The organism is Eubacterium sp., assembly GCF_057858645.1.
Genome location: NZ_DBLZZO010000004.1, coordinates 15,867 through 39,928 on the forward strand (window position 1 = coordinate 15,867; position 24,062 = coordinate 39,928).

Below are 24,062 nucleotides of genomic sequence, written 5' to 3' on the forward strand. Positions count from 1 at the left end.
ATTAAGTAATTTTGGAAAAGCAAAGTCCATATTGATAAGTTAATTATATATTATTTTGGAAAAATATAATAAATTATTGTATATGTATTTGTAAAATAAAAAATATGTTTTATACTTATTACAGTGTGTGTTTAAGTTTTATCAGCATAATAGCAGAGGAAATAAAATAGGCACTGTAATTTTATTTTGCGGAAAGAAAAGAGAAAATTATGAAATTATCTGAGTTAAAAAAAGGGGAACATGGTCAAATTATACATGTTGGTGGAGAAGGACAACTTCGAAGACATTTTTTGGACATGGGACTTATTGAAGGAACAGGGATTGAATATATGAAAACAGCTCCAATGGGAGATCCTATAGAGTATAGAATATGGGGATATGAATTGACTCTTAGGAAGGATGATGCTGCATGTATTGATATAGAACTTGTAGATGAAAAGGTCATAGAGCAACAATATCAAAAAGAGAGTAATCCAACATATAACAAAACAACGCATCCTCATATTGGGGAGCCGGGAATTTATCATGTTAAACAAAGAGGAGAAAAAATAGCTAAAGGTAAGTTAATTACATTTGGCCTTGCAGGAAATCAGAATTGTGGAAAAACAACATTGTTTAACCAACTAACAGGAGCAAATCAGCATGTTGGAAACTTTCCAGGAGTTACTGTAGACAGAAAAGATGGCCCAATTAGAGGCCAGGAAAATACAATGGTTGTGGACTTGCCGGGCATATATTCAATGTCACCTTATACAAGTGAAGAGGTAGTGTCCCGCCAATATTTTCTAGATGACAGACCACGAGGAATTATTAACATTGTGGATGCTACCAATATTGAACGAAATCTCTATTTGACAATGCAATTAATAGAACTAAATATTCCTATGGTTCTTGCACTTAACATGATGGATGAGGTTACTGCCAATGGAGGAGCAATAGATGTAAATAAGTTAGAGGCTTCTTTAGGAATACCTGTTGTGCCAATTTCAGCGGCAAAAAATGAAGGTGTGGATGAGTTAATTGAGCATGCAATGCATGTGGCAATTTACAGAGAACGTCCGGGAAGAATGGATTTTTGTGATGCTGAGGGAGAAGATGGTGGTGCAGTACATAGAGGCATTCATTCAATTATGCATTTGATTGATGACCACGCCCATAAAAATGAAGTCCCAATACGTTTTGCAGCAAGTAAGATTATAGAAGGTGATCAGGAAGTAATTGACCGACTTCATCTAGATCAAAACGAAAAAGAAATGATAGAGCATATTATTATCCAAATGGAAAAAGAAAGTGGCATGGACAGACATGCCGCTTTGGCAAAGATGCGTTTTTCATTTATTGACAAAATATGTAAACAGACAGTTGTCAGACCAAGGGAAAGTAAGGAAAGAATACGAAGCAAAAAAATTGATAAGGTTTTAACAGGAAAATACACAGCAATTCCATCATTCATTGTTATTATGGCAATAATTTTCTGGTTAACATTTAGTGTGGTGGGAGCATGGCTTCAAAACCTTATGGATATGGGAATAACCTATTTAAGCAACTTATGTGAAAATGCAATGAATGGGGCACACGTTAACGAAGTATTGCAATCATTAGTAATTGACGGAATTTTTGTTGGTGTGGGAAGTGTACTTAGTTTCCTTCCAATAATAGTTGTATTGTTTTTCTTTTTGTCATTACTTGAGGATAGTGGTTATATGGCAAGAATAGCTTTCGTAATGGATAAACCTTTTAGAAAATTAGGTTTGTCAGGACGCAGCTTTGTACCAATGATAATTGGATTTGGTTGTTCAGTTCCTGCAATTATGGCAACAAGAACATTGCCATCAGAGCGAGACAGAAAAATGACTATTTTACTTACACCATTTATGAGTTGTTCAGCAAAGATTCCTATTTATGCATTTTTCGCAGCTGCGTTTTTCAGTCACAATGCAGCTTTGGTAATGGTAGGCTTATATTTTACAGGAATAATTGTGGCAATTTTATATGCTGTTATTTTAGATAAAACTAAATTCAAGGGAGAACCGGTACCATTTGTAATGGAACTTCCAAACTATAGATTACCTGGTGCCAAAAGTGTTTTAAGATTAATGTGGGATAAGGCGAAGGACTTTATAACAAGAGCATTTACAATTATATTTTTAGCTTCAATGATAATATGGTTCCTACAGACATTCGACATACATTTTAACTTAGTAAAAGATGCAGGAGATAGCATGCTTGCAATGATAGGTGGAGTGATAGCTCCAATATTTGCACCATTAGGATTTGGAGATTGGAGAGCATCAACAGCATTAATCACAGGATTTACAGCAAAGGAAAGTGTTGTAAGTACACTAAAAGTATTGTTAGGTGGTGGAGCCATAACATCGATGTTTAATGTGAAAAGTGCAATAGTATTTTTAGTATTTACTTTACTTTATACACCATGTGTAGCCGCTGTTACTTCTGTAAAAAGAGAATTAGGCGGAAAATGGGCAATAGGATTTGTGGTTTTACAATGTGTAATTGCCTGGATAGTAGCATTTTTGTTTAAGATGGTGCTTATGATTGTATAAATATACATTTTTGTGTAAGTTATGTCCATTGAAATATAGGATAAATAATGCTATTATAAAAACAATTTAATTGAATATCAGTATATGGTTCGGCAAAAGGTTTTATTTACTTACAGAATCTAACAGGTTCTAAGGTAAATAAAACGTTTGTGTCGATTAAAAGGGAATTCGGTTAGAACCCGAAGCAGTCACCACTACTGTAATGCAGACGAGAAAGCAATTATGTCACTGGGAAACTGGGAAGGCGCTTTTAAGGATGAAGCTGAGTCAGGAGACCTGCCATATATGTGGTTTAAATATATTTTCCGGGTGAGGAGGATGTGTTTTTTTTGTTGCCTTTTTATAGTAAATTATTTCAAAAATATAGTTTTTGGTAAGCAGAGATTTAATCTATGTAAGAGAATTTACAACTTAGATAATTGTTATGATAAAAGTAATCAGGAGCGACTATGGATAAGAAAAAATACAAAAATTTAATAAATAATATAGTCGTTATAATTACGGTTATTGCTGTTATTGTTACTACATTTAATGTAATTAATAATCGGGGGGATGTGCCGGACAATCCAATGAAAGATAAACTGGCAGATACGTCCAAAGTTTATGAAAACAGTAATCTGAACCTAGATGATATAGATAATTCACAAAATCAGGAAGACACAAATAATAAAAGTAATAAGTCAGATATCAACAGCGATTACAATACTGCCAATAAAAGTGATAAGTCAGATAACGATAGCAGTAACAATACTGATAACAGAAGTAACGATGTAGAGAATAATAGAAACGACAATAATAATAAAGGCAATCAGAATACAAAAAATATAGGTAATAAGAACACAAATCTAAATAACACTTCCAAAAAATCAAGAGGAAGTAACCCTTCTAATACCGGGCCGGGAAAAGACGGCGGAAAATATGTATCCCACGTAAAAAATAAAAAAGTTAAGAAAGAATATTTTTCCACAACCATTAAGGATGGAGAAACAATATCAACTTATGAATATTCATTTAAGATAAAGCATTTAATAGATAGTCTTACAGTTGAGCAACAACTGGTTTATGTAAATGAAATGGTTGTAACTAATTTTGATGGCAGAGTTGTGCTAAAAGAGGGCGCAAATGATATAAGAATTAGCATTACATACAGAACTGAAGATGGTCAGGAAATAAATGCACAGAAAAAATATACAGTAAACGTAGACACAGAAAATCTTTTTATATCTACGGATTTGAAAAATCAAACAGTATCATCACCAATTTTAAAATTTTTTGCACTGGCAAAAATGGGAAACAATAATGGAGAAATGTTTCTTAGTTTAAATGGCAAAAACATAACTGGAGAAAATGGTAAATATTCTGTTGTATTAAAAGAAGGGGAAAATGAAATTATTGCCAAAGGAAAGTATGGCAAATATGAAATAACAAAAACTTTTAAAATTGTTTTAAAGTATCAGGAAGGTTTCGGAATCGAAACAGATTTGGAAAATCAGACAGTTAATGCAGATAAAATAAGCTTTTTTGCACTTGTTAGAAATGGAAGCAGTAAGGCGAAACTTTCAGTAATTGTCAATGGAGATATTATTGAAGGTAGCCAAAATGCTTACAGTACGAAGTTAGAAATTGGAAACAACACCATACGACTGAAAGCAGTGGACACAGGTGGTGTTTCAATAAATAAAACATACACGGTTAAATATGTGCCATTGGCTACAAAAGATACAGAACCAATTCTTGAGTACATAAATATAAAAGATGGAATGGATATTAACGGGGAAACTTTTACATTGTACATTGGCGCCAAGGACTACAAAGATAACAGGATTTACTATGATGGAATAGAAGTTAAGTTAAATGGCAAAAAGATTCAATATCGATGGTCTGCAAAATATGTTGGTTATTTACTTAATTTACAAAATGGAATTAATAATTTGGAAATTAAGCTAACCGACAATCAGGGAAGATATAAAGTATTTACTTATAAAGTTAAATGTACATACATAGATCAGGGAACAGTAATAGGAACTGCAAGGGTCAGCATAGATGCAAAGGTTATACATTTAGGCGTTTTACTTAAACCTAAGAAAGTTGACATTTATTATGGTGACAGTGCAGCAGATGTGTTTGAAAGAGCAATGGATGGAAGTGGCTTTACATTTACTAACACAGGGACAACAGGCACAGGATTTTATTTGGAGTCAATTGGCAGACCAGGGATATTAAAAGGTTGGAAAATTGACGATAAATTAAAGAAAGAAATTCAAGAAGACGGTTTACAGTTTAATATAGATCCTGCAACCGGAAACTATGTATACGATATGGATAGTCTGTCAGAGTTTGATTTTTGTCAGGGGTCAGGTTGGACATATTGCGTAAATGGTGAATTTAAGGAGTATGGCATGTCAGAATATAAGCCAAAGGATGGGGACAATATTCTCATTAGATATACGTTGGCTTATGGCAAAGATATTGGTGGATATAATCAGTCAGGCACATCCTATGGAATAAAAGACAAGTACGATATTACATATTAAAGTAAAGCTTTATTCAGAATTAAAGGAAAAGTGTCTTGAAGTAATAAGATGAAAAAATATATAAAACCTATTTGAAAAGTAATGAAGCACAACAGGTGAAAATATCTCAAATAAAAGAATAAGATTGGGTGTAATTAATGAAAGGACATAAGTATGATTGAAAAAATAAATCAGAAAATAAATGAAAAGTTAAAAGACATAATTAGTGAAGTTGAAAAAGTAATTAAAGGAAAAAATCAAATTGTGGAAAAAGTTTTAATGGCAATAATTTCCAAAGGGCACGTTTTATTGGAAGATGTGCCGGGAGTGGGAAAGACAACTTTAGCTTTAACTTTTAGTAAGGTTTTAGGACTTGATTATAAAAGAATGCAGTTTACACCGGATAGCGTGCCTTCAGATATAACAGGTTTTACAGTTTATAACAAAGAAAGCGGAAGTTTTGAGTATATGGAAGGGTGTGCAATGACAAATCTTTTGTTGGCAGATGAAATTAACAGAACCTCAAGTAAAACTCAATCGGCATTGTTGGAAGTAATGGAAGAAAGAAAAATCACAGTGGACGGAGTCACAAGAGAAACAGGTAATCCCTTTGTTGTAATTGCAACTCAGAATCCAACAGGCTGGATTGGTACACAAAGTCTTCCAAAATCTCAGTTAGACAGATTTATGGTAAGACTTAACATGGGCTATCCAAGCAGAGAGAGTCTGATAGAAATTATGAAAGACAGACACCATGAAAATCCGTTAGAAAAAGTTAAAACAGTAGTCACAAGAGAACAATTAATTGACATACAAAACCTTGCAGAAAATATTTTCGTATCTCAGGAAATTTATGAATATATAAGCAGCCTTGTGGAAAAAACAAGAGAATATGAACTGGTAAGTCTAGGTGTAAGCCCAAGAGGAGCTTTGGCAATTTGCAAAATGGCAAAGGCGAGAGCTTTAATGAAAGGCAGAGATTTCGTTGTGCCGGAAGATGTTGACTATGTATTTGAAGATGTGTGTTGCCACAGAATGGTGTTTAATAATAGTCCGTTAGATGATGAAAATTCCAAGGAAGTCATAAAAGAAATTCTAAACAGTGTGACAATTAATATTTAAAACAACATTAAAAAAAGATAGGAACCTTATGAAAATAAAAAAAATCTTATGGATATTATTTTTAATTTTTCTTTTGCTGTTGGGAATTTTGTGTGAAAAATCATTATTTCTCACAGTTGCATTGGTACTAATAATATTAGAAGCGTTTTCCTTATTGTATGGCAGATTTGCCCTTAAGAGACTTAGTGTAGATTTAAAGTTTCCGGGAATTGCCGGTAAGGAAAAAGAAACAAAAGGAAAATTAATAATTAAATTAAAGTATTTATTGCCTTTAAGTGAAATTAAGGCTAACTGCAAAATAAAAAATAAGTTTACCGGAGAGGAAAAAGCCGTAACAATTAGCACTTTTATGGGCATGAAGAAAACAGAGAAAATCCCATTAGGACTTAGCAGGGAATATTGTGGTTGCATAAACATAGCTGTTGAGAATATAGAGATAGTTGATTTGTGGGGGATTTTTTCAAACAGAAAAATATTAGGCAATATATGTAAAATTTTTATTTTGCCAGAGACAACAAATATAAAAATAGAAGAAAGTAGTGGAACAACTGCCATAGATTCATGGAAATTTGTGGAAAGTAACAGTGCTTCTTCCGGTGAAATGTACGATATTAGAGAGTATGTTAAGGGAGATAACATAAAAAATATTCATTGGAAATTAACAGGTAAATATGAAACACCTATGGTTAAGAAAATGTCAAAAGAGACAGAAGACCTGGTAATGATACTTTTTAATAATGTAGATGAACAGGAAAGCTATGAAGCTTGGGACAAGTTAGGACAACGCTTGTTTTCCCTTAGCAAAAGTTTAATTGAAAAAAATATATCTCATAGTGTTTCCTGGTGTAGCAAAGGAAAATGGATAACTTATAAAATAACAGAGCAAAAAGACTTAACAGGAAATCTTTTGAAAGTTTTAGATGTTGACAGCAATAAGGATTATTTTGTGGATTTTGAAAAGAAACTACAGGAACAAAAACTATATTATGAAAATGTGATTGTTGTTTCTAACTAACACAGAAAGGTGAAAAAATGAAAAATCAAAGTACAGTTGATTTAAAAAAATTAAATACGGAAGCTAGTAAATCAACAGCTATTTTGAGAAGCGTTTTGGAACTTATTCTTTTAATAGGAACAGGTGGATTTTTGATAACTTTATTAGATTTTAAAATCACATCCTTTGGTCTGAATGGAAAAGTATTTCTAAATAAAATTGGAAATATGGTTGGAGAAAAATTCGGAGTGATAACTTCACAATACAAGCTGACTTCTAATGGAAGTATGGATGTAATATTTCTTGTACTTATTTTGCTGTTAATTTTAACACTGCATGTGTTGATAAGCAGCGAAAGACTATTACCTTTATTTATTGTTGGAATTAGTATTTTGGTTTTACAGGGGGTGTTTGGAAATAACAAAAGTACAATTTGGATGACCATTGTTCTATTTGCAAACATGGCAATTTATTTAAATAAAACAATTGGTAAGGCAACCATTAGGTGGAAAGCACAAATAATAGTAGTTGGCACAGTGCTAATAATAGGTGTGTTAATAAATCCCATATCCAATATTTTATGGAATGAGAATGGTGGTAAGGCAAACAGTATAAAGAAAGTAAATTCTATTTTAACAGAACAAATAGATAATTTTAGATACAACAGAAAGAACAACATAGCCTTAAAAGTGAAAATGTCTAAGCCTGAGGTTTATTATTTAAAAGGATTTGTGGCAGGTGATTTTACAGACAAAGGCTGGGAAAGCACAGACAAAAAGACTTTATACAAATATTCAAATTTATTTTATTGGTTACATAAAGACAGCTTCTATGGTCAAAGCCAGTTAGCAAATGGAAAACAGGAGTTACTTGGAGAAAAGTCAGAAAACAAAATGACAGTTAGTGTTGTAGGGGCATCATCTAAATACATATACACGCCTTATGAATATATTACTGATAATGAAAAACTAAAAAATAAAAACAGAATTGGCGATGAAAGTCTTGAGTCAAAAGGTGTTTATGGAAAGAAAAACTATACATTTATTGTAAGTGAAAACATAGTTAATAATTTTTCTGAAATGGTTGATAAATTAAATAGATTACAAACCAAAACAGATTATATGGTAAAGGAAAATTATTACAATCAATTTGTATATGAGAATTATTTAAAATTAACTAATACTGAAAAGCAATTATTAAGTACATACTTGAAAAACAATACTGAAAGAAAATCTTATGGTGATGCAAAATCTGCAATTGTAAATTTTCTTAATAAAAATATAGCTTATGATGAAAAGTCAGAAGGAATAAAAGATTATAGAAGTTTTCTTACAGAGTTTTTAGAGAAAAACAAAACCGGTAATAATAAAGATTTTGCAACAGCTACAGTTTTAATGTTTAGGTATTTTGGAATTCCATCAAGATATGTAAAAGGTTATTTAATTACCAAAAAAGATATAGAAAATGTTAAGGCAAATCAAACAATTAACATTAAACAATCTAATTATCATTCCTGGGCAGAGTATTATCAGGATGGAATCGGCTGGATTCCATTTGAAACTAACAGTAAATATAGAGATTTAATGGGAACAAATGATAGTATTTCAGGCAACAATAATGATTCTAATAGTGGTAATAAGCAGACAATTCAAAACGTAAATAAGGATAAGCATTTAGATGATGAAGTAGAAGAAAAAAAGGTTAAAGATAATAAAGAGGAGAAATTAATTTATTCTATTGTTGCCTTATTGAATTTGTTAATACTTTTTGTGGTAGCTTATGAAATCAGGCTCTATATACTTAGAAGAAAAATCAGACAGAGCTTTGAAAATGGGGACAATAACAGAACAGTTATTAATTATGTTTCATTTATGGTTAGCACATTGCGCATATTTGCAAAAGTTCAATACAACAGCATAAGTGAGTATAAAAAAACAGTAGCTAAGTATCAGTTAGGAGGCAAAAACACATATTTAGAAATTGTCAATTTATATGAAAAGGCAAGATACAGTAACAAAGAAACAGATGTGAATGAAGCGAACAAAGTTAAAGCTTATGTTAATAATGTAAGGTTTAATATGTATGCAGGTTTAAAGCCGGTTCAAAAGTTCAGATGGAAGTTTGTTTCAAAATATGGAAGCTTTACAAATAGGAGGTAGTAATGAAAAAAAGAATATATTCTTTGCTGTTAATTTTAATATTAGTAGTTACAACATGCTTTTCCGGTTACGGTAATGTGTCAGCGGCTGAAACGGAAGGCAGTAAGAAAACAGTTACCGTTTATTTTACTTTAAGTGAAGATGGAAAATTTGTAACGGGAAATGATGATAATGAAACAGTTCTTTGTCATGTTCCGGTAACCATAAGCTATTTTGATTTGGCAGAGTATGGTTTGGAAGACTATTACAGATATGAAGCAGATTCATTTGAAGATGGCGGAAGATATAACAGCGATAAGATTGTTGAACAGCCAACATTACTACACTTGTTTATAAAAATGTTGGAAAAATATTATTTGCCTAATGGAGAAAAATTCATTCCTAATGACAGCACTCAGGATGCAATGAGCATATCAGGTTCTGCCACAAGTCTGTACATGACAAGATTCTGGGGCCATGATGAAAACCTTATGTATTATGTAAATCATTCTTATCCATTACAGGCAGCAGGATGGGGTTCTACATCAGACTATATTTTGTTAGAAGATGGTATGGAAATTGATGTGGCAATGTTTTCTGATTGGGACTTTTACCACACAGGGGCATTTGCTTATTTTACAAGTGAAAGTACAAATAGTGTCGACTCAGGAATATACAATATTAAAACCAATGAAAACATCAGCCTTACAATGAGAGGCACTGCAACTAATGCGGCAAATGATGGGAGCTCAACTTTTGTGGGAGAAAAGATGCCGGGGGAAGATGTTGTGTATTGCAAACAGTCTCAGGCAGTAGCCGATTATAACAATGATAATTGGAAAAGGTTTGGCACAACAGATGATAAGGGTCAGATTAATTTATCGTTTGATAAGCCGGGAACCTACTATGTGTCATCTACATCACTTTATGAAAATTATAATTTGTCATCAGGAAATGCCTGTGTGGCACCGCCTATTGCAGTAATAAATGTAAGTGATGACAGCGGGGAAGTAACGGAAACATCTACTGAAAAAGATACAGGTGAAACAGGTACAACACCACAGGAAAGTACGGGCAGTCAGGAGACTAATACTGAAACAGGAACAAAAAATCCTGATGTAACTACAGAAAATGTGGAAGACTACACCGGCAACATTATAAAAAACATGGAAATAAGTAATGGTGTTTCAGATAACGCATTAAAGTATAGCCTGGATTCTCAGTTTCAAAACAATAGAAATGAATATAACATTACAATACCCGATTATGAGAACTCAGTTTGTGTGAGAGCAGCGTTAGACAACAGTGAAATTAATGACGTAGAGATAGTAGTAAATTATACAGACATAAATGGAGAAAACAGGGTAGTTTCAATTGTTGGAGACGATGAACTTGGAAAGAAGCTTAACAGGATAATTGAAACAGGAGTAAGTGGAAATCAATTTACAATAACAGCAACTTATAAAAATAAAAAAGAAAATTACACTTTTAATATTATAAGGAAGCTGTCATTGAAAAATTTGTCTGTAAAAAGTACGGATAACAACATTGATTTACAACCACAGTTTGAACAAAACACAAATGAATATGAAATAAACATACCTGAAAGTTTAAAGGAAATTACTTTAACGGCAGTTCCTTATATGAAAAATCAATACAAGGTTTACATAAATGGAAAAGAAACAAAGAGTGGCAATGATTACACAGTTAGCACAGATAACAATGTAGAAATAAAGCTTGAAAAGGATGGCTGTGAAAGTAATTTATACATCTTAAAAATTAATAAAACAAAACTTGTAAGTGTAGATTTTGAATTGACCAAAGAAAGTGTTTTACAGGTAAAAAATTCAAATAAAGAAACAATTGTTAGTGAAAAAGTTCCTGAAGATAAATATACTCTTGAGAATTTACTTCAGGGCGAAGAGTACTCCTATGTAATCACAAAAAATGGCCATGTATCTAAAAATGGAACTTTTAAAGCAGGGGAAGTTTCAAGTATTAATGGAATTTTAAGCGAAGCTCAGAATAATGAAACAATAAACAAAAACATTAAATCTCAGTGGAGTAATTTCAGAGGTAATAGTGACAATAATGCAGTAACAGATTCATTAACTGCTACAGATTACAAAAACTCAATGTTGTATTGGGCAAAAAAAGTAGGCAAGGGCTATGGCAGTGGAGCACCAAGTTCACCAATTCTTGTGGGGGAAGATTTGGTTTATACTACAGCAACATCAGTTGTAAAAATTAATACAATTACAGGAGAGATAATTAAAAGTGGCGACATGATTAGAACTTCAGCTTTTAATATTACACCACCAACTTATGGTGATGGAATGATTTTTGTGGCACTGGCAAGTGGTGCCGTACAGGCGTTTAATGCGGATACATTGGAATCTTTGTGGGTTTATGAAGATCCGTTACATGGTCAACCTAATTCGCCAATTACATATCACGATGGTTATGTGTACACGGGATTTTGGAATGGTGAAACAGGCGTTGCTAATTATGTTTGTCTTTCTGCTACAGATGAAAATACAGGTAATCAGACTGAAAGCAAAGAAGCAACCTGGACATATACTTCAAAAGGTGGGTTTTACTGGGCAGGCAGTTATGTTAATGATAATTATCTGGTAGTTGGAACAGATGATGGAGCCAGTGCAGACGAGACAGGAAATGGCTCACTGCTTGTATTAAATCCATTAACAGGAAAAGTAATTTCAAAATACAGTGACATTAGAGGTGATGTGAGAAGCACCATTACCTATGATAAAGATACTGACAGATTTTATTTTACATCAAAAGGAGGAGATTTCTGTTGTGCAAAAATTGACTCCAAAGGAAATATAGAAGAGATTAAGAAAACAGACCTTGGCAGCGCAAGTACATCCACACCTGTAATTGCAAACAGGCGGGCATACGTTGGTGTAAAGGGTAAAGAGCAGTTTGGAGTAAACTCAGGGCACCACATTACAGTTATAGATTTAGAGAATATGAGCATAGCTTACAGCCTTTTAACAAGAGGTTATCCACAGACAAGTGGACTTGCCACAACAGGCTATGAACAACAGGACGGCTATACCTATGTTTATTTTATAGATAACTATGAGCCGGGTAAGGTAAGAGTTCTGAAAGATAAACCGGGTCAAAGCTCAGCAATTATAACAAGAGACAGCGAGTACGAAGACGAAAATGACTACAATGTTTTGTTTTCACCAAAGGGTGAACAGGCAAACTATGCAATATGTAGTTTGATAACTGATGAATACGGAACAATGTATTTCAAAAATGACTCGGCATACATGATGGCTCTTGGCAGTAAAATAACTAAAATAATGGTTACAAAGAAGCCTGACAAATTAGTTTATAAGGCTGGTGAAACATTTGACTCTACAGGTATGGAAGTTACGGCTTTTTATTCAAATGGAAAAACAAGAGATATTACAAAATACGTTACTGTGGAAAACAAAAAATTAACAGCCAACATGACAGACATAGAAGTGTCATTTGAACATGTTTTGTATAACGATGAATTAAAGAATTATGAAAAATTTGAGCCTTTAATTGACACAGTAGACATAACTGTCATTGACGAGGCAGGGGAAAAGCAGGCAGCAAATGTTGTAAACAAAATCAACTTAATTGGCGACAATATTACAATAAATTCCAAACAGGCAATTTTTAATGCAAGAAATGCTTATGACAGTTTAGATAGTTCATTAGAATTTCTTGTTAGCAACTACGGAAAACTAACAAAAGCTGAGGCAACTTTCAAACAGGTAGCAGCTAAATATTTTAGCCAAAATCCGTTGAAAACAAAATGGGATAATAAGTTATTCCAAACAATAAACATAAGTTGGAATAGTTTAAAACAGGCTGATGGATATTTAGTTTACAAATTGAATTCAGCAGGAAAGTATGTGGAAGCTGCAAACATAACAAAGTTAAATTTCAAAGACACAACAGCTATAGTTGGACAAACTTACAAATATAAAGTTATTCCATACATAAAAATTTCAAATAGCAAAATGGGAATAATTTTAGGTAAAGCTTCTGCTATACAGGCAAAGTCAAAGCTTGGAAAAACAGAGAGAGTGAAGCTTTCTAAAGCAAAGAAGAAATACATAAAGATTAAATGGAAGGGAAACAAAAACTGTAGTGGATATGTAATTTACAAAAAAACAGGTAAGAAATTTAAAGTTGTTAAAACAGTAACCACTAATAAAAAGATTACATATTTAGATAAAAAAGTGAAACTTAACAAAAAGTATTCTTACAAAATCAGAGGATACAGAATTGTTAGTGGAAAGAAAATTTATGGTGATTTTTCAGCTATTAAAAGCTTAAAAATAAAAAAATAAAAAAGGAGAAAGAGATGAAACATGTAGGAAAAAAGCTACTTGCATTACTGTTAGTATTATCAATGCTATCAGGTATGTCATTTAACAACGTGACAATTGCAAGTGCAGAAGAAACAACGGCGGCTTGTATTACATTAAGTAAAAATGTGAAAAGTGAAGTTAAGGATACAACTTATATTTACAATGGTTACAAGCCAAATTTAGGAGTAAAATTTACAGATAGTGAAAAACATAGTCTGGTTTATTATGAAAGCAGAAGTGTTTACGATGAAGAAAGTGGAGAATGGTCAGAAGCATCAGACTTCTCAGAAATCGTAATAGGTTTTGCAAGTAGTTTGTCAGAATATGCCGTAACAGAAAACACTCCGGGCAGATATAAGTACACTTGGAAGGCGTATTGTAAGTCAACAGGAGAATTTTCTAAGGAAACTTACACTGTGGATTTAACAGTGGAAGATCCTGAAACAACAGTATATGACATGACATTTTATGTTGGACAGGATAATAATGGAAAAAATAAAAATCCCAAAATTAAATTATACAAAACAACAGGTCATGATGCAGATGGATATGATACATTTGATGAAGATAATGAAATAGAAATTACTGACAATGGTATAGATGCCAGCGGCCAGTATAGAGTATACACTGCTTCTTTACTTGGAGCCACATATTCATACAGAGCTTATGGCTATGATGAAAGCACAGATGACTATACTGTGCCAATGGGGGGGATGAATGTTAATATTCCAATGGCATCAAACGTTACCCAGTCAGGTTATGACTCAAAGTCAGTGTATATTAAATGTACAAATGTTGGTTCAAACAGTAAATACGATGGAACTAATTATTTAACAGAAGACCAGTACACAACGCAGGTAGTATGTCCATATTATAATTGTATTGCAACACCGGGCACACCTATTGTAAAAAATAATATTACATATTATCCTTATATGCTTATTGCGCAGGGCAATGCCTGTCTTTATAATTATTTTTCAAATCCAAATGATGATGTTGCAGACAATTATGATCTTATGTATGGATATGGAATAAACAAGACAGTAAATAAAGGTTATTCTGTAGATACATGGAATGCAGCAGTGGCTAAAAGAATTACATCAGAGATTACAGTACCTGATGAAGCAAAGGCGCAGGTTTTCTTCCAGATGAATAACTTTAATGACAGGGAAATTAAAAGCTATAAACAGAAAACAAATTCAGATGGAACAGTAACCTGGTTATTCTATGTGCCAAAATCAAATGGAAATTATTCTTATCGTGTATCAAAAGACGGTTATGTAACTAAGGCAGGCTATATGAGCCTTGGTAGTGAAGAGTCAGCTAAGATTTCAGTTGATTTAGACAGAAAAGATGTTACCAGTCATGATTTTAGCAAGCTGGGTAGCACAGTTATTAAAAGGGATGAAGCAAACTTAATTATGAATGTAAGTGATAAGAATGTAAAAAATCTAAATGTAAATGATACATTCAGACTTAGAGCTTACAGAGTTTGGGAAATTGTAAACAGCGATGCAGGAAATATTATGATAGAGCCTGACTTTAATTATCAGGTATTATCAGGGGAAGACTGCATTAACATTAAGGAAGTAGAAGATAACAGAACTAATGGAAAAGGCAACTGGTTAGATATTACAGGTGTAAAAGACGGCATAGCAGTAATTGCTGTTACATACAATGCAATTGATGTAGAAGGTTCAGCAAGTTGCGGATTTTACCCTGCAATTTCTCCAAAGAGAACAGGTATTGTTGTAATTAATGTTGGAGATAAGGATTCCGATATTTTAGACGTTGGTGTAAAAAATAATAACGGTAAAAATTGGTGTTGGAATTATGATACATTTTTCTTTGACAAAGAAGAAGGAACTATGAACATTGCTCCAACAGCGAAAAGTGGAATTGCCAAAGTTGAAGTTACACCAGTTAAAACAACAGATGATTTGAACAGTAGTTTAGGTGATAGTGAAGAAATAACAGCTAATGAAGATGGCACGTATAATGTTAAACTTGAAGATGGAAACAATATTATTAAGGTTACTTCTAATAATGGCTCTGTTGACTATCAGGTAGTAAGAGCTGCAAAAATCAAAATCAATTATGAAAATATGTCAAATCCAGGTGAAGACATTATGCCAGGTGACAAAGTAAAAATTACTTTTAACGGATTATACAGATCAATTCCTAAAATCTCAGGAATTTTTAATCCGGTAATATTACAGGTTGTAGGTTATGATGAAAACAACAATCAGTACACTGGTTTAATTTCACAGTATCAGGTTGCAGATAATGGTTCACTGGAAATTACAGTACCAAAAGATGTTACATTTGAAGAAGGTAAAGAAGAGACAGAGTACAAAATAAATAATGGATTTGTTAATTTACAGTCCATGTATAGTTATGCAAATGCATGGGCATTTATGTATACATTAACAGATGCAGGTGCAGGCACATGTTTTAATGCAGTTAATGTAACAGGTCAGCATTCTACAATTGCAGATTTTGGCGTTCCTGTAAAAAGAAAAGTAACATACGGGGTTAATTTTAAGGTTACAGATGAACAGGGAAATGAAATTAAAGATTATGACATAAATGTTCATGACAAGAATGCTGATGAAGACGTTACTAACTTTACAGCACTTGGTTATGGAAAATACTATTATACAATTGATGCAAAGGGCTATGTAGTTTCAAACAGCACATTCTCATTAGGTTCAAAGACTGAAACTGTAGATGGTACATACACAGTTAATGTTGTATTAAAGAAGGCAGCTGAAAATGCGTGGGACGGTCAGACATTTACTGAACCACAAAAAGATGAAGATGGTACATATTTAATTAGCACCGGTGCAGAACTTGCATGGTTTGCAAAGGAAGTAAATTCAGTGGCGGCTAAGTCAACATCAACAATTAATGGAAAATTAACAAAGGATATTGACCTTGCAAGCCATAATTTCCCACAGATTGGTTATTTCAACGGTGGAAAAGAATATGTTTACTACGGAGGAAACTTCGAAGGAAATAATCATAAGATTTATAATTTTAGATTTGAGAAAAAAGCCAAGGCAGCAACAGGAGTTTATGGCGGTTTATTCGGTTACATAAAGGGAGCAAAAATAACTAACCTTTCAGTATATGGTGAAGTTTTAGTGTCAGCTCTTTCTACAGTATCAGTTTCATCTGCATACACAGGTGGTGTTGTAGCTTATGCTGACAGCTCAGAACTCACAAACATAACATCAAATGTAAATGTATCTATTAAAGATTACGAAAAAGGAACATGGAATTATATTGGTGGTATTGCAGGTTATGCAAGAACAACAGTTATTAAAAACTCACAGAACTTAGGAAATATTACAGGAAATAGAAATGCAGCAGGTATTGTTGGCGGAACATACAGTAATATTGAAAACTGTGTAAACAAAGGTAAAGTATATTCAACTGTAGGATTTGCAGGTGGTATAGTAGCAGAAATGTCATCAGGTTCTGTTAAAAACTGTATTAATACAGGAGGTGTTGAAAGCAAAAAAGGTGGCACAATTGGTGGTATTGTAGGTTATGGAAATGGTTCTACAACATCTGTTATTGAAAACTGTATTTCTCTTGGAAAAGTAACAACAGAAGTAAACAGCACTACAGTTGGTTCAGTTGTAGGTTCATTAAAATATGGTACAGCTAAGAACTGCTATGGTATCTCAGAAGATGGTGTTACATGCGGTACAGTGGCAAGTAATACTAAAGAAGAGGACTGCTATACTTTTGATAATAATGATGCCTTGTTATACAAATATGCTACAGGAAAAGATTTAGATGACTGTGGTGAAAATGCTAAACAGGACATAAAGAAAATTACTTCAAAATATGAAGAATTAATTTTAAGTGATAATAGCACAGAAGATTTATTAAATGGTTTGTCAGAAATTTCTAATGAAAACTTTGATAAATGTATATTAGAAAATGAAAATGCAAGAGTAACAGTAAGAGTTCAGTCAGAAAATAAATATATTGCAGTTTCAGACACTATTGTGGTAAACGGCTATTTAGCTGAATCTTATGGATTTACAGATTCAGTAGAGGATAGTGTATCAGCATTAGACGTACTTGTTGCTGAACATGAAAAGTTATACGGCGACAAATTTACTGAAAGTACAGCAGATGAGTACCTTGTAGTTAGTGCAAACCAGTATGGAACTATGGTTTCAAAAGCATTCGGAAAAGATGCGTCAACATTTATGTATGCAGTTAATGAAAAATATCCACATAATGATACATTGGTTGATGGATACTATACAGGCTACACTGTAGACCAGGCAAAAGTAAGCGATGGAAATACAGCAGATTTCTATTTCTTACAAGATGCATCTTACAGTGATGACCTTTCAACAATTACATTAAGCACTAATGAAATTACAACTGACAAGTCATTTAATTTATCATTAAAGGGTTATAATTATGCATGGTATGGAGCTTGTGAACAGTCTACAATTGATGCAAATACACATGCTATTGAAGGGGCTAAAGTAGCAATTATTGATGTTACAACAGGAAAAATGGAAACACTTGAGAATGTTGTAACAGATAAAAACGGTAATGCCAGCGTAAATATTGACAAGGCAGGAAAATATTTTGTTACAGCTTATGTTGATGGTGAAGGTAAAACACCAATTCTTATGTCACAGGCAGTAATTAATGTAGAGTGGGCTAAACCTTTAGAAGTAAAAGGTGTTGCTGTTGCTAAGCAGAATAAAAATGTTGTCTCAGTTATGTGGAAACAGGATTTAGAACAGATTAGATTAGGACAGATTTACAATGTTTATGTAGATGGTGGACTATATAACAAATATCCTGCAGCTTCTACAATTACATATACTTTTGACAAACCGGGTAAACATACTATTAAGATTACAGCTGAGTTAAATGGCTTCGAAACAGAAGGTAAAACAGTGGAAATTGAAGTTGAGAAAGAAACAACAACTGAAAAGGCAACATCAGCAGATACAACTGCAGAAAATGTGACATCAAACATTACTGAACCGGTAAGTACGGAAGATAATGTAACACCAGCGGAAACAACAAGCGCAGAAGACAACACAACTACTGAACCGGCAAGTACGGAAGATAATGTAACACCAGCGGAAACAACAAGCGCAGAAGACAACACAACTACTGAACCGGCAAGTACGGAAGATAATGTAACACCAGTGGAAACAACAAGCGCAGAAGACAACACAACTACTGAATCGGCAGTTAGCACAACAGCTGAAACAACATCTAAGGTTGTAACAACAGGCAAAAAGACACCTACTACAAAAGCACCTAAGGTAACAAAGAAAGTTATAAATAAGATTGTTAAAGTTAAAAAGGCTGTAAAGAAGAAATCATCAAAGAAGATTTCCATAAAGTTACAGAAAATTAAGAGTGCAAAAGGCTATGAAGTAAGAATAGCTACAAACAAGAAATTTACAGGTAAAAAAGTTATCAAAATTAGAACTAAGAAAATAAGCTTTGTTTATAAGAAACTTAAACCAAATAAGAAATATTATGTAAAAGCCAGATTCTATAGAATTATAAAAGGCAAGAAAGTTTACGGGAAATGGGGTAAGGCTAAAAAGGTAACTTTTAAGTAAAAATCAAAAATAATTTTAAAGTTAAAATGTAAAAATCAACTGAAAAGCTAAATGAATTTTACAGACAAAAACATTGTCAGGGAAGAATGTGGTTTTCCTTTGTGTGGTGGGACATTTAAGGACCGCTACACAGGGATTGCATACCTTGACAATGTTTTTTTATTATAATATAATCAATTTTAATGGCGTTGAAAGAGAGAAGTAGCTTTAATTATCGCTTATAGAGAGCAGAAGATGGTGGAATTTCTGTAGAATGAATTAATGTGAATAACACTCCGGAGCTGCAATCTGAAAGAACATATTTAATTGGATATTTAAGAGTATCCGGATAATATTTATAACAGATAACTTGAATAAAGTTTTTTGAAACAGAATTGGAAATAGTTGTAGAAGCAGATGTGTTTTAGTAGGAGAGCCGTCACCGAGCGATAATCGGAAGGTTTTTAAACCAGAGAGTGGCTGCATGGCAGTAAATCAGGTGGTACCGCGGACAACATGTTCGTCCTGAATAATTGTTTTCAGGATGAATGATATAGATATAATTAAGAAAGATTCATTCTGAAAAGGGATGAATCTTTCTTGCTTTAAATAATATTAAACTTAAAACTTCAAATAAATATATAAGCAAAGTTGAGTTTCATCTTTCTGTTACATACAGGCAATTAAACAACAAAAACACTCATTAACAATTTGAAGGGAGAAAACTAATGGACGTAAACACAAACAACATCTATCGTGATGTGACAATTGACCAGCTTAGCGAAGCAAACGTTGGTGAAACAAAGAAAATTGCCGGATGGATTGAAAACATTCGTGACCATGGTGGAGTATCATTTATTGACCTTAGAGATATGTATGGTGTAATGCAGGTAGTTATGCGTGACACATCACTTCTTGAAGGACTTAGTAAGGAAGATTGTATTTCAGTAGAAGGACCTATTGAACATAGAGATGAAGAAACATACAATCCAAAGATTCCAACAGGAACAATTGAATTAGAAGCAAAGGAAGTTAAGGTACTTGGTAAGACTTACAGACAGCTTCCATTTGAAGTAATGACATCAAAGGAAACAAGAGAAGACGTAAGACTTAAATATCGTTATCTTGACCTTAGAAATACAAAAGTAAAAGATAACATGATTTTCAGATCAAATGTTATTTCTTATTTAAGACAGAAGATGACAGAAATGGGATTCTTAGAAATTCAGACTCCTATTCTTTGTGCATCATCACCTGAAGGAGCAAGAGATTACATTGTTCCAAGTAGAAAATTTAAAGGAAAATTCTATGCATTACCACAGGCACCACAGCAGTATAAGCAGTTACTTATGGTGTCAGGATTTGATAAATATTTCCAGATTGCACCTTGCTTTAGAGATGAAGATGCAAGAGCTGACAGATCTCCTGGAGAATTCTATCAGTTAGACTTTGAAATGAGTTTTGCAACACAGGAAGATGTATTTAGAGTTGGTGAAGAAGTATTAGCAGACACATTTAACAAGTTTGCACCTGAAGGTTATGAAGTAACACAGACTCCATTCCCAATTATCAGCTACAAAGAAGCTATGCTTAAGTACGGAACAGATAAGCCTGATCTTCGTAACCCATTAGAAATAATCGATGTAACTGATTTCTTCCAAAGATGTACATTTAAGCCTTTCCACGGAAAGACAGTTCGTGCAATTAAGGTTGAACAGAAGTTATCAAAAGGCTTCCACGAGAAGTTGCTTAAGTTTGCACAGAGCATTGGTATGGGTGGACTTGGTTACTTAGAAGTATTAGAAGATGGCTCATATAAGGGACCAATTGACAAATTTATTCCTGATGAAATGAAAGATGAAATTAGAGAAATGGCTGGTCTTAAAGCATTAGACACAATTTTCTTTATTGCAGATACAGAAAAGACTGCATCAATTTATGCAGGACAGATTCGTACAGCACTTGGTGAGAGACTTGACTTAATTGATCAGAAATCATATAAGTTCTGTTACATTAATGACTTCCCAATGTATGAATATGATCCTGAAGAAAAGAAGATGATTTTCACACATAATCCATTCTCAATGCCACAGGGTGGTCTTGAGGCACTGGAGACAAAAGATCCTGAAGATATTCTTGCATACCAGTATGACATTGTATGTAACGGTGTTGAATTATCATCAGGTGCAGTTAGAAATCACGATATGGAAATCATGGTTAAAGCTTTTGAAATTGCAGGCTACACAGAAGATGACTTAAAGGAAAAATTCGGAGCTTTATACAATGCATTCCAGTTTGGTGCTCCACCACATGCAGGTATGGCACCAGGTGTGGACAGAATGATTATGCTTCTTAGAAATGAAGAAAACATTCGTGAAGTTATTCCATTCCCAATGAATGGTAATGCTCAGGACTTAATGTGTGGTGCTCCAAGCGAAGTTACAGAACAGCAGTTAAGAGAAACACATATTAAAGTTAGACAGTAAATTAAATAGATATATAAGCTTTAATTAAAAGTGAAGTATAAACTATAAATATTAAAAAACAGGTTGTTTGATATGCATAGAAATGTTGAATTAAAGTAGCATTAGCAGATTCAGGCAACTTGTTTTTTGTAATAGGAAATTCCCACGAAATTGAGGGAGAAAATTTAAGGATAAGGATTTCTATGTGAAATTAGGGGATTACCTAACACGAAAAGAATATAATTTTAATATTAAAGGCACAAGTTATGTAAAAACTTATAAGGATGGGGATACAACAGTAGAAATTTCACCTTTAGGCGTTTCAATTTCAGCAAAAGAAAAGAGTGCAGGAATGAGTCTTGTTGTTTACACCGATAAAGGAAAGAAAGAACTTATCAACACAAAGAAAGACATTGGCACAAATGCACACGAAAGCTCAGAGGCATACAAGGGTAAGTCTAAAAGCTATCAGTACATTTTAAAGTTCAAAAATCTTTTGGATATATCCAAGATTGAAAAGATAGAATTTAATGGAAAAAGCGAATAGAAAACGAGTTTACCCAAGAACCTTTTTCTGCTATACTCAAAAAAGAAATAAAAACAGGGGAGTAAATAAAGGTATTGTTGAGTAGAAATTAATTTTTAAATATTGAATATAAAGAAAAATAATAATAACTTCAGGAGGAAACAATGTACAATACAATTATTTTTGATTTAGATGGAACGTTACTTAATACAATAGAGGATCTTGCGGATTCTGTTAATTACATGCAGAGAAAATATGGATTGAAAGAAGACAGTGTAGATACTGTCAGACAGCATGTAGGAAATGGATTAAGACTTTTAGTTGAGCGTTCGGTTCCGGATGGTCAGGATAATCCACAGTTTGAAGAAATGTTTAAGTGTCAGAAGGATTATTATCAGGAACACTGTCAGATAAAAACATGTGCATATCCTGGAATTATGGAGTTATTAAAAGAATTACATAATATGGGAATTAAGATGGCAATAGTATCAAATAAGGCCCATGAAGCAGTTCTCGAATTAAATGATATTTATTTTAAACATTATATTGAGGTGGCTATTGGGGAAAATGAGGAAGCAGGCATTAAGAAAAAACCGGCACCTGATAGTGTAAATCAGGCACTTAAATTATTAGGGGCAGAGAAGTCAGAAGCGATTTATGTAGGTGATTCAGAGGTGGACAGAGCCACAGCTGAGAATGCAGGTTTAGATTGTATTTCATGTAGTTGGGGATTTAGAGAACGTTCACTACTTGAAAGTTTGAAGCCAATGGCTATTATTGACAAGCCGGAAGAATTGTTGAAGTTTGTACAGGAATAAAAGAGAAGTTGTAAATCAACTTTTATGTACATATTGGGATATGTCTTAAAGTTGATTACCTACAATTATACAGGCGAAGGTAAAATAACGGCTTGTATAATTGAATGAATAATAAAAAGGTCTGTTGAATATTTAGAGTCTTACTAAATATTTAACAGACCTTTTTGACTTTCTAACAAATAATTGGAGTGGATTCCAAAAAGATTATTCCACACCGCAGGCCTTTTTTGCCAGAGCATCAGCCATATCATTGTATTTGTCGCCGGAATGTCCTTTGACTTTACAAAAAGTGATATTTACGTGTTTTTTTGCTTTATTATAAAATTTCTTGTAGGCGATTGTGCCTTCTTTAGTGGCATTCCATTCACCGGTACACCATTTGGCGATTCCCATGTAGTCGTAATAAATAGATAGATATTTTATATTATGGTTTATTGCGTATTTCATTGCTGCTATGGCACCATATATTTCACCGGCAACATTTCGCATTGTGGCAAGGCTTGGATCATTGCCTCTGTCATATAATTTAATTTCTTTGCCGTTATGAAATAAAACGACACCATATCCAAAAATCTTTGTAACTGAGTTAAAGCTTCCGTCAACATAGGCCACAGCTTTTGTGCTACTTGATAAAGGAATATCATTATCTACAGGTTTTTCGTTTTCAATAGGAGTAGTGTCATTTTGGTCAAAAGTATTCATATTGAAAATATCCATTTGTTCTCCGTTCCAACCCATATAGTTGTAAGCTTCAGTTTTAGTTTTAAAGCTCTTGTATAAAGCACCTGGATAGCCATTCACACTGGCCTTACATTGATCCCATGTTTCAAAAATTCCGGTAGTTCTTCCAACTTTTACTGCGTAATATTTAGTTGCCATGCAAAATCCCCTTTCTAATATAATATTAAAGCGGTGCCAAATGTAAAAGACACCGCTA

General features: G+C 33.2%; 11 protein-coding genes and 1 riboswitch. Of the genes, 10 read left to right on the forward strand and 1 reads right to left on the reverse strand.

Features of this window, described 5'->3' with window-relative positions; genetic code table 11:
- The first annotated feature begins 209 nt into the window (after positions 1–209).
- The 10 genes from feoB to ACZM4J_RS02235 all read left to right on the forward strand — a co-directional run bounded on the left by feoB (position 210) and on the right by ACZM4J_RS02235 (position 23,125).
- Positions 210–2,564, forward strand: coding sequence for a ferrous iron transport protein B (gene feoB / locus ACZM4J_RS02190; RefSeq protein WP_302689321.1), 2,355 nt, complete (start codon positions 210–212; stop codon positions 2,562–2,564).
- 107 nt (positions 2,565–2,671) lie between these two features.
- A riboswitch (cobalamin riboswitch) is annotated at positions 2,672–2,862 on the forward strand.
- A gap of 151 nt (positions 2,863–3,013) precedes the next feature.
- Entirely contained in the window at positions 3,014–5,098 is a 2,085-nt protein-coding gene (locus ACZM4J_RS02195) for a DUF4430 domain-containing protein (RefSeq protein WP_412334060.1), read from the forward strand.
- Positions 5,099–5,251: 153 nt separating this feature from the next.
- Positions 5,252–6,199, forward strand: coding sequence for an AAA family ATPase (locus tag ACZM4J_RS02200; protein WP_428244909.1), 948 nt, complete (start codon positions 5,252–5,254; stop codon positions 6,197–6,199).
- 28 nt (positions 6,200–6,227) lie between these two features.
- A complete protein-coding gene (locus ACZM4J_RS02205) occupies positions 6,228–7,214 on the forward strand; it encodes a DUF58 domain-containing protein (RefSeq protein WP_022164648.1) in 987 nt (328 codons plus the stop codon).
- A 17-nt stretch (positions 7,215–7,231) separates the two neighbouring features.
- Entirely contained in the window at positions 7,232–9,352 is a 2,121-nt protein-coding gene (locus tag ACZM4J_RS02210) for a transglutaminase-like domain-containing protein (protein ID WP_302689324.1), read from the forward strand.
- Between the two features lie 2 nt (positions 9,353–9,354).
- Positions 9,355–13,692 (forward strand): outer membrane protein assembly factor BamB family protein, encoded by a 4,338-nt coding sequence (locus tag ACZM4J_RS02215; RefSeq protein ID WP_489485534.1) that lies wholly within the window; start codon positions 9,355–9,357, stop codon positions 13,690–13,692.
- 14 nt (positions 13,693–13,706) lie between these two features.
- Complete coding sequence (locus ACZM4J_RS02220) at positions 13,707–19,337, forward strand: hypothetical protein (RefSeq protein ID WP_428244906.1); 5,631 nt, start codon at positions 13,707–13,709, stop codon at positions 19,335–19,337.
- A gap of 707 nt (positions 19,338–20,044) precedes the next feature.
- Positions 20,045–21,802, forward strand: coding sequence for an aspartate--tRNA ligase (gene aspS / locus ACZM4J_RS02225; RefSeq protein ID WP_022165742.1), 1,758 nt, complete (start codon positions 20,045–20,047; stop codon positions 21,800–21,802).
- A 184-nt stretch (positions 21,803–21,986) separates the two neighbouring features.
- Positions 21,987–22,328: a hypothetical protein gene (locus ACZM4J_RS02230; protein WP_022165743.1), complete on the forward strand. Its 342-nt coding sequence runs from the start codon at positions 21,987–21,989 to the stop codon at positions 22,326–22,328.
- 143 nt (positions 22,329–22,471) lie between these two features.
- A complete protein-coding gene (locus ACZM4J_RS02235; RefSeq protein WP_022165744.1) occupies positions 22,472–23,125 on the forward strand; it encodes an HAD family hydrolase in 654 nt (217 codons plus the stop codon).
- Positions 23,126–23,329: 204 nt separating this feature from the next.
- On the opposite strand, the gene ACZM4J_RS02240 is transcribed toward ACZM4J_RS02235, so the two are convergent.
- A complete protein-coding gene (locus ACZM4J_RS02240; protein WP_302689327.1) occupies positions 23,330–24,004 on the reverse strand; it encodes a ribonuclease H1 domain-containing protein in 675 nt (224 codons plus the stop codon).
- Positions 24,005–24,062 lie beyond the last annotated feature (58 nt).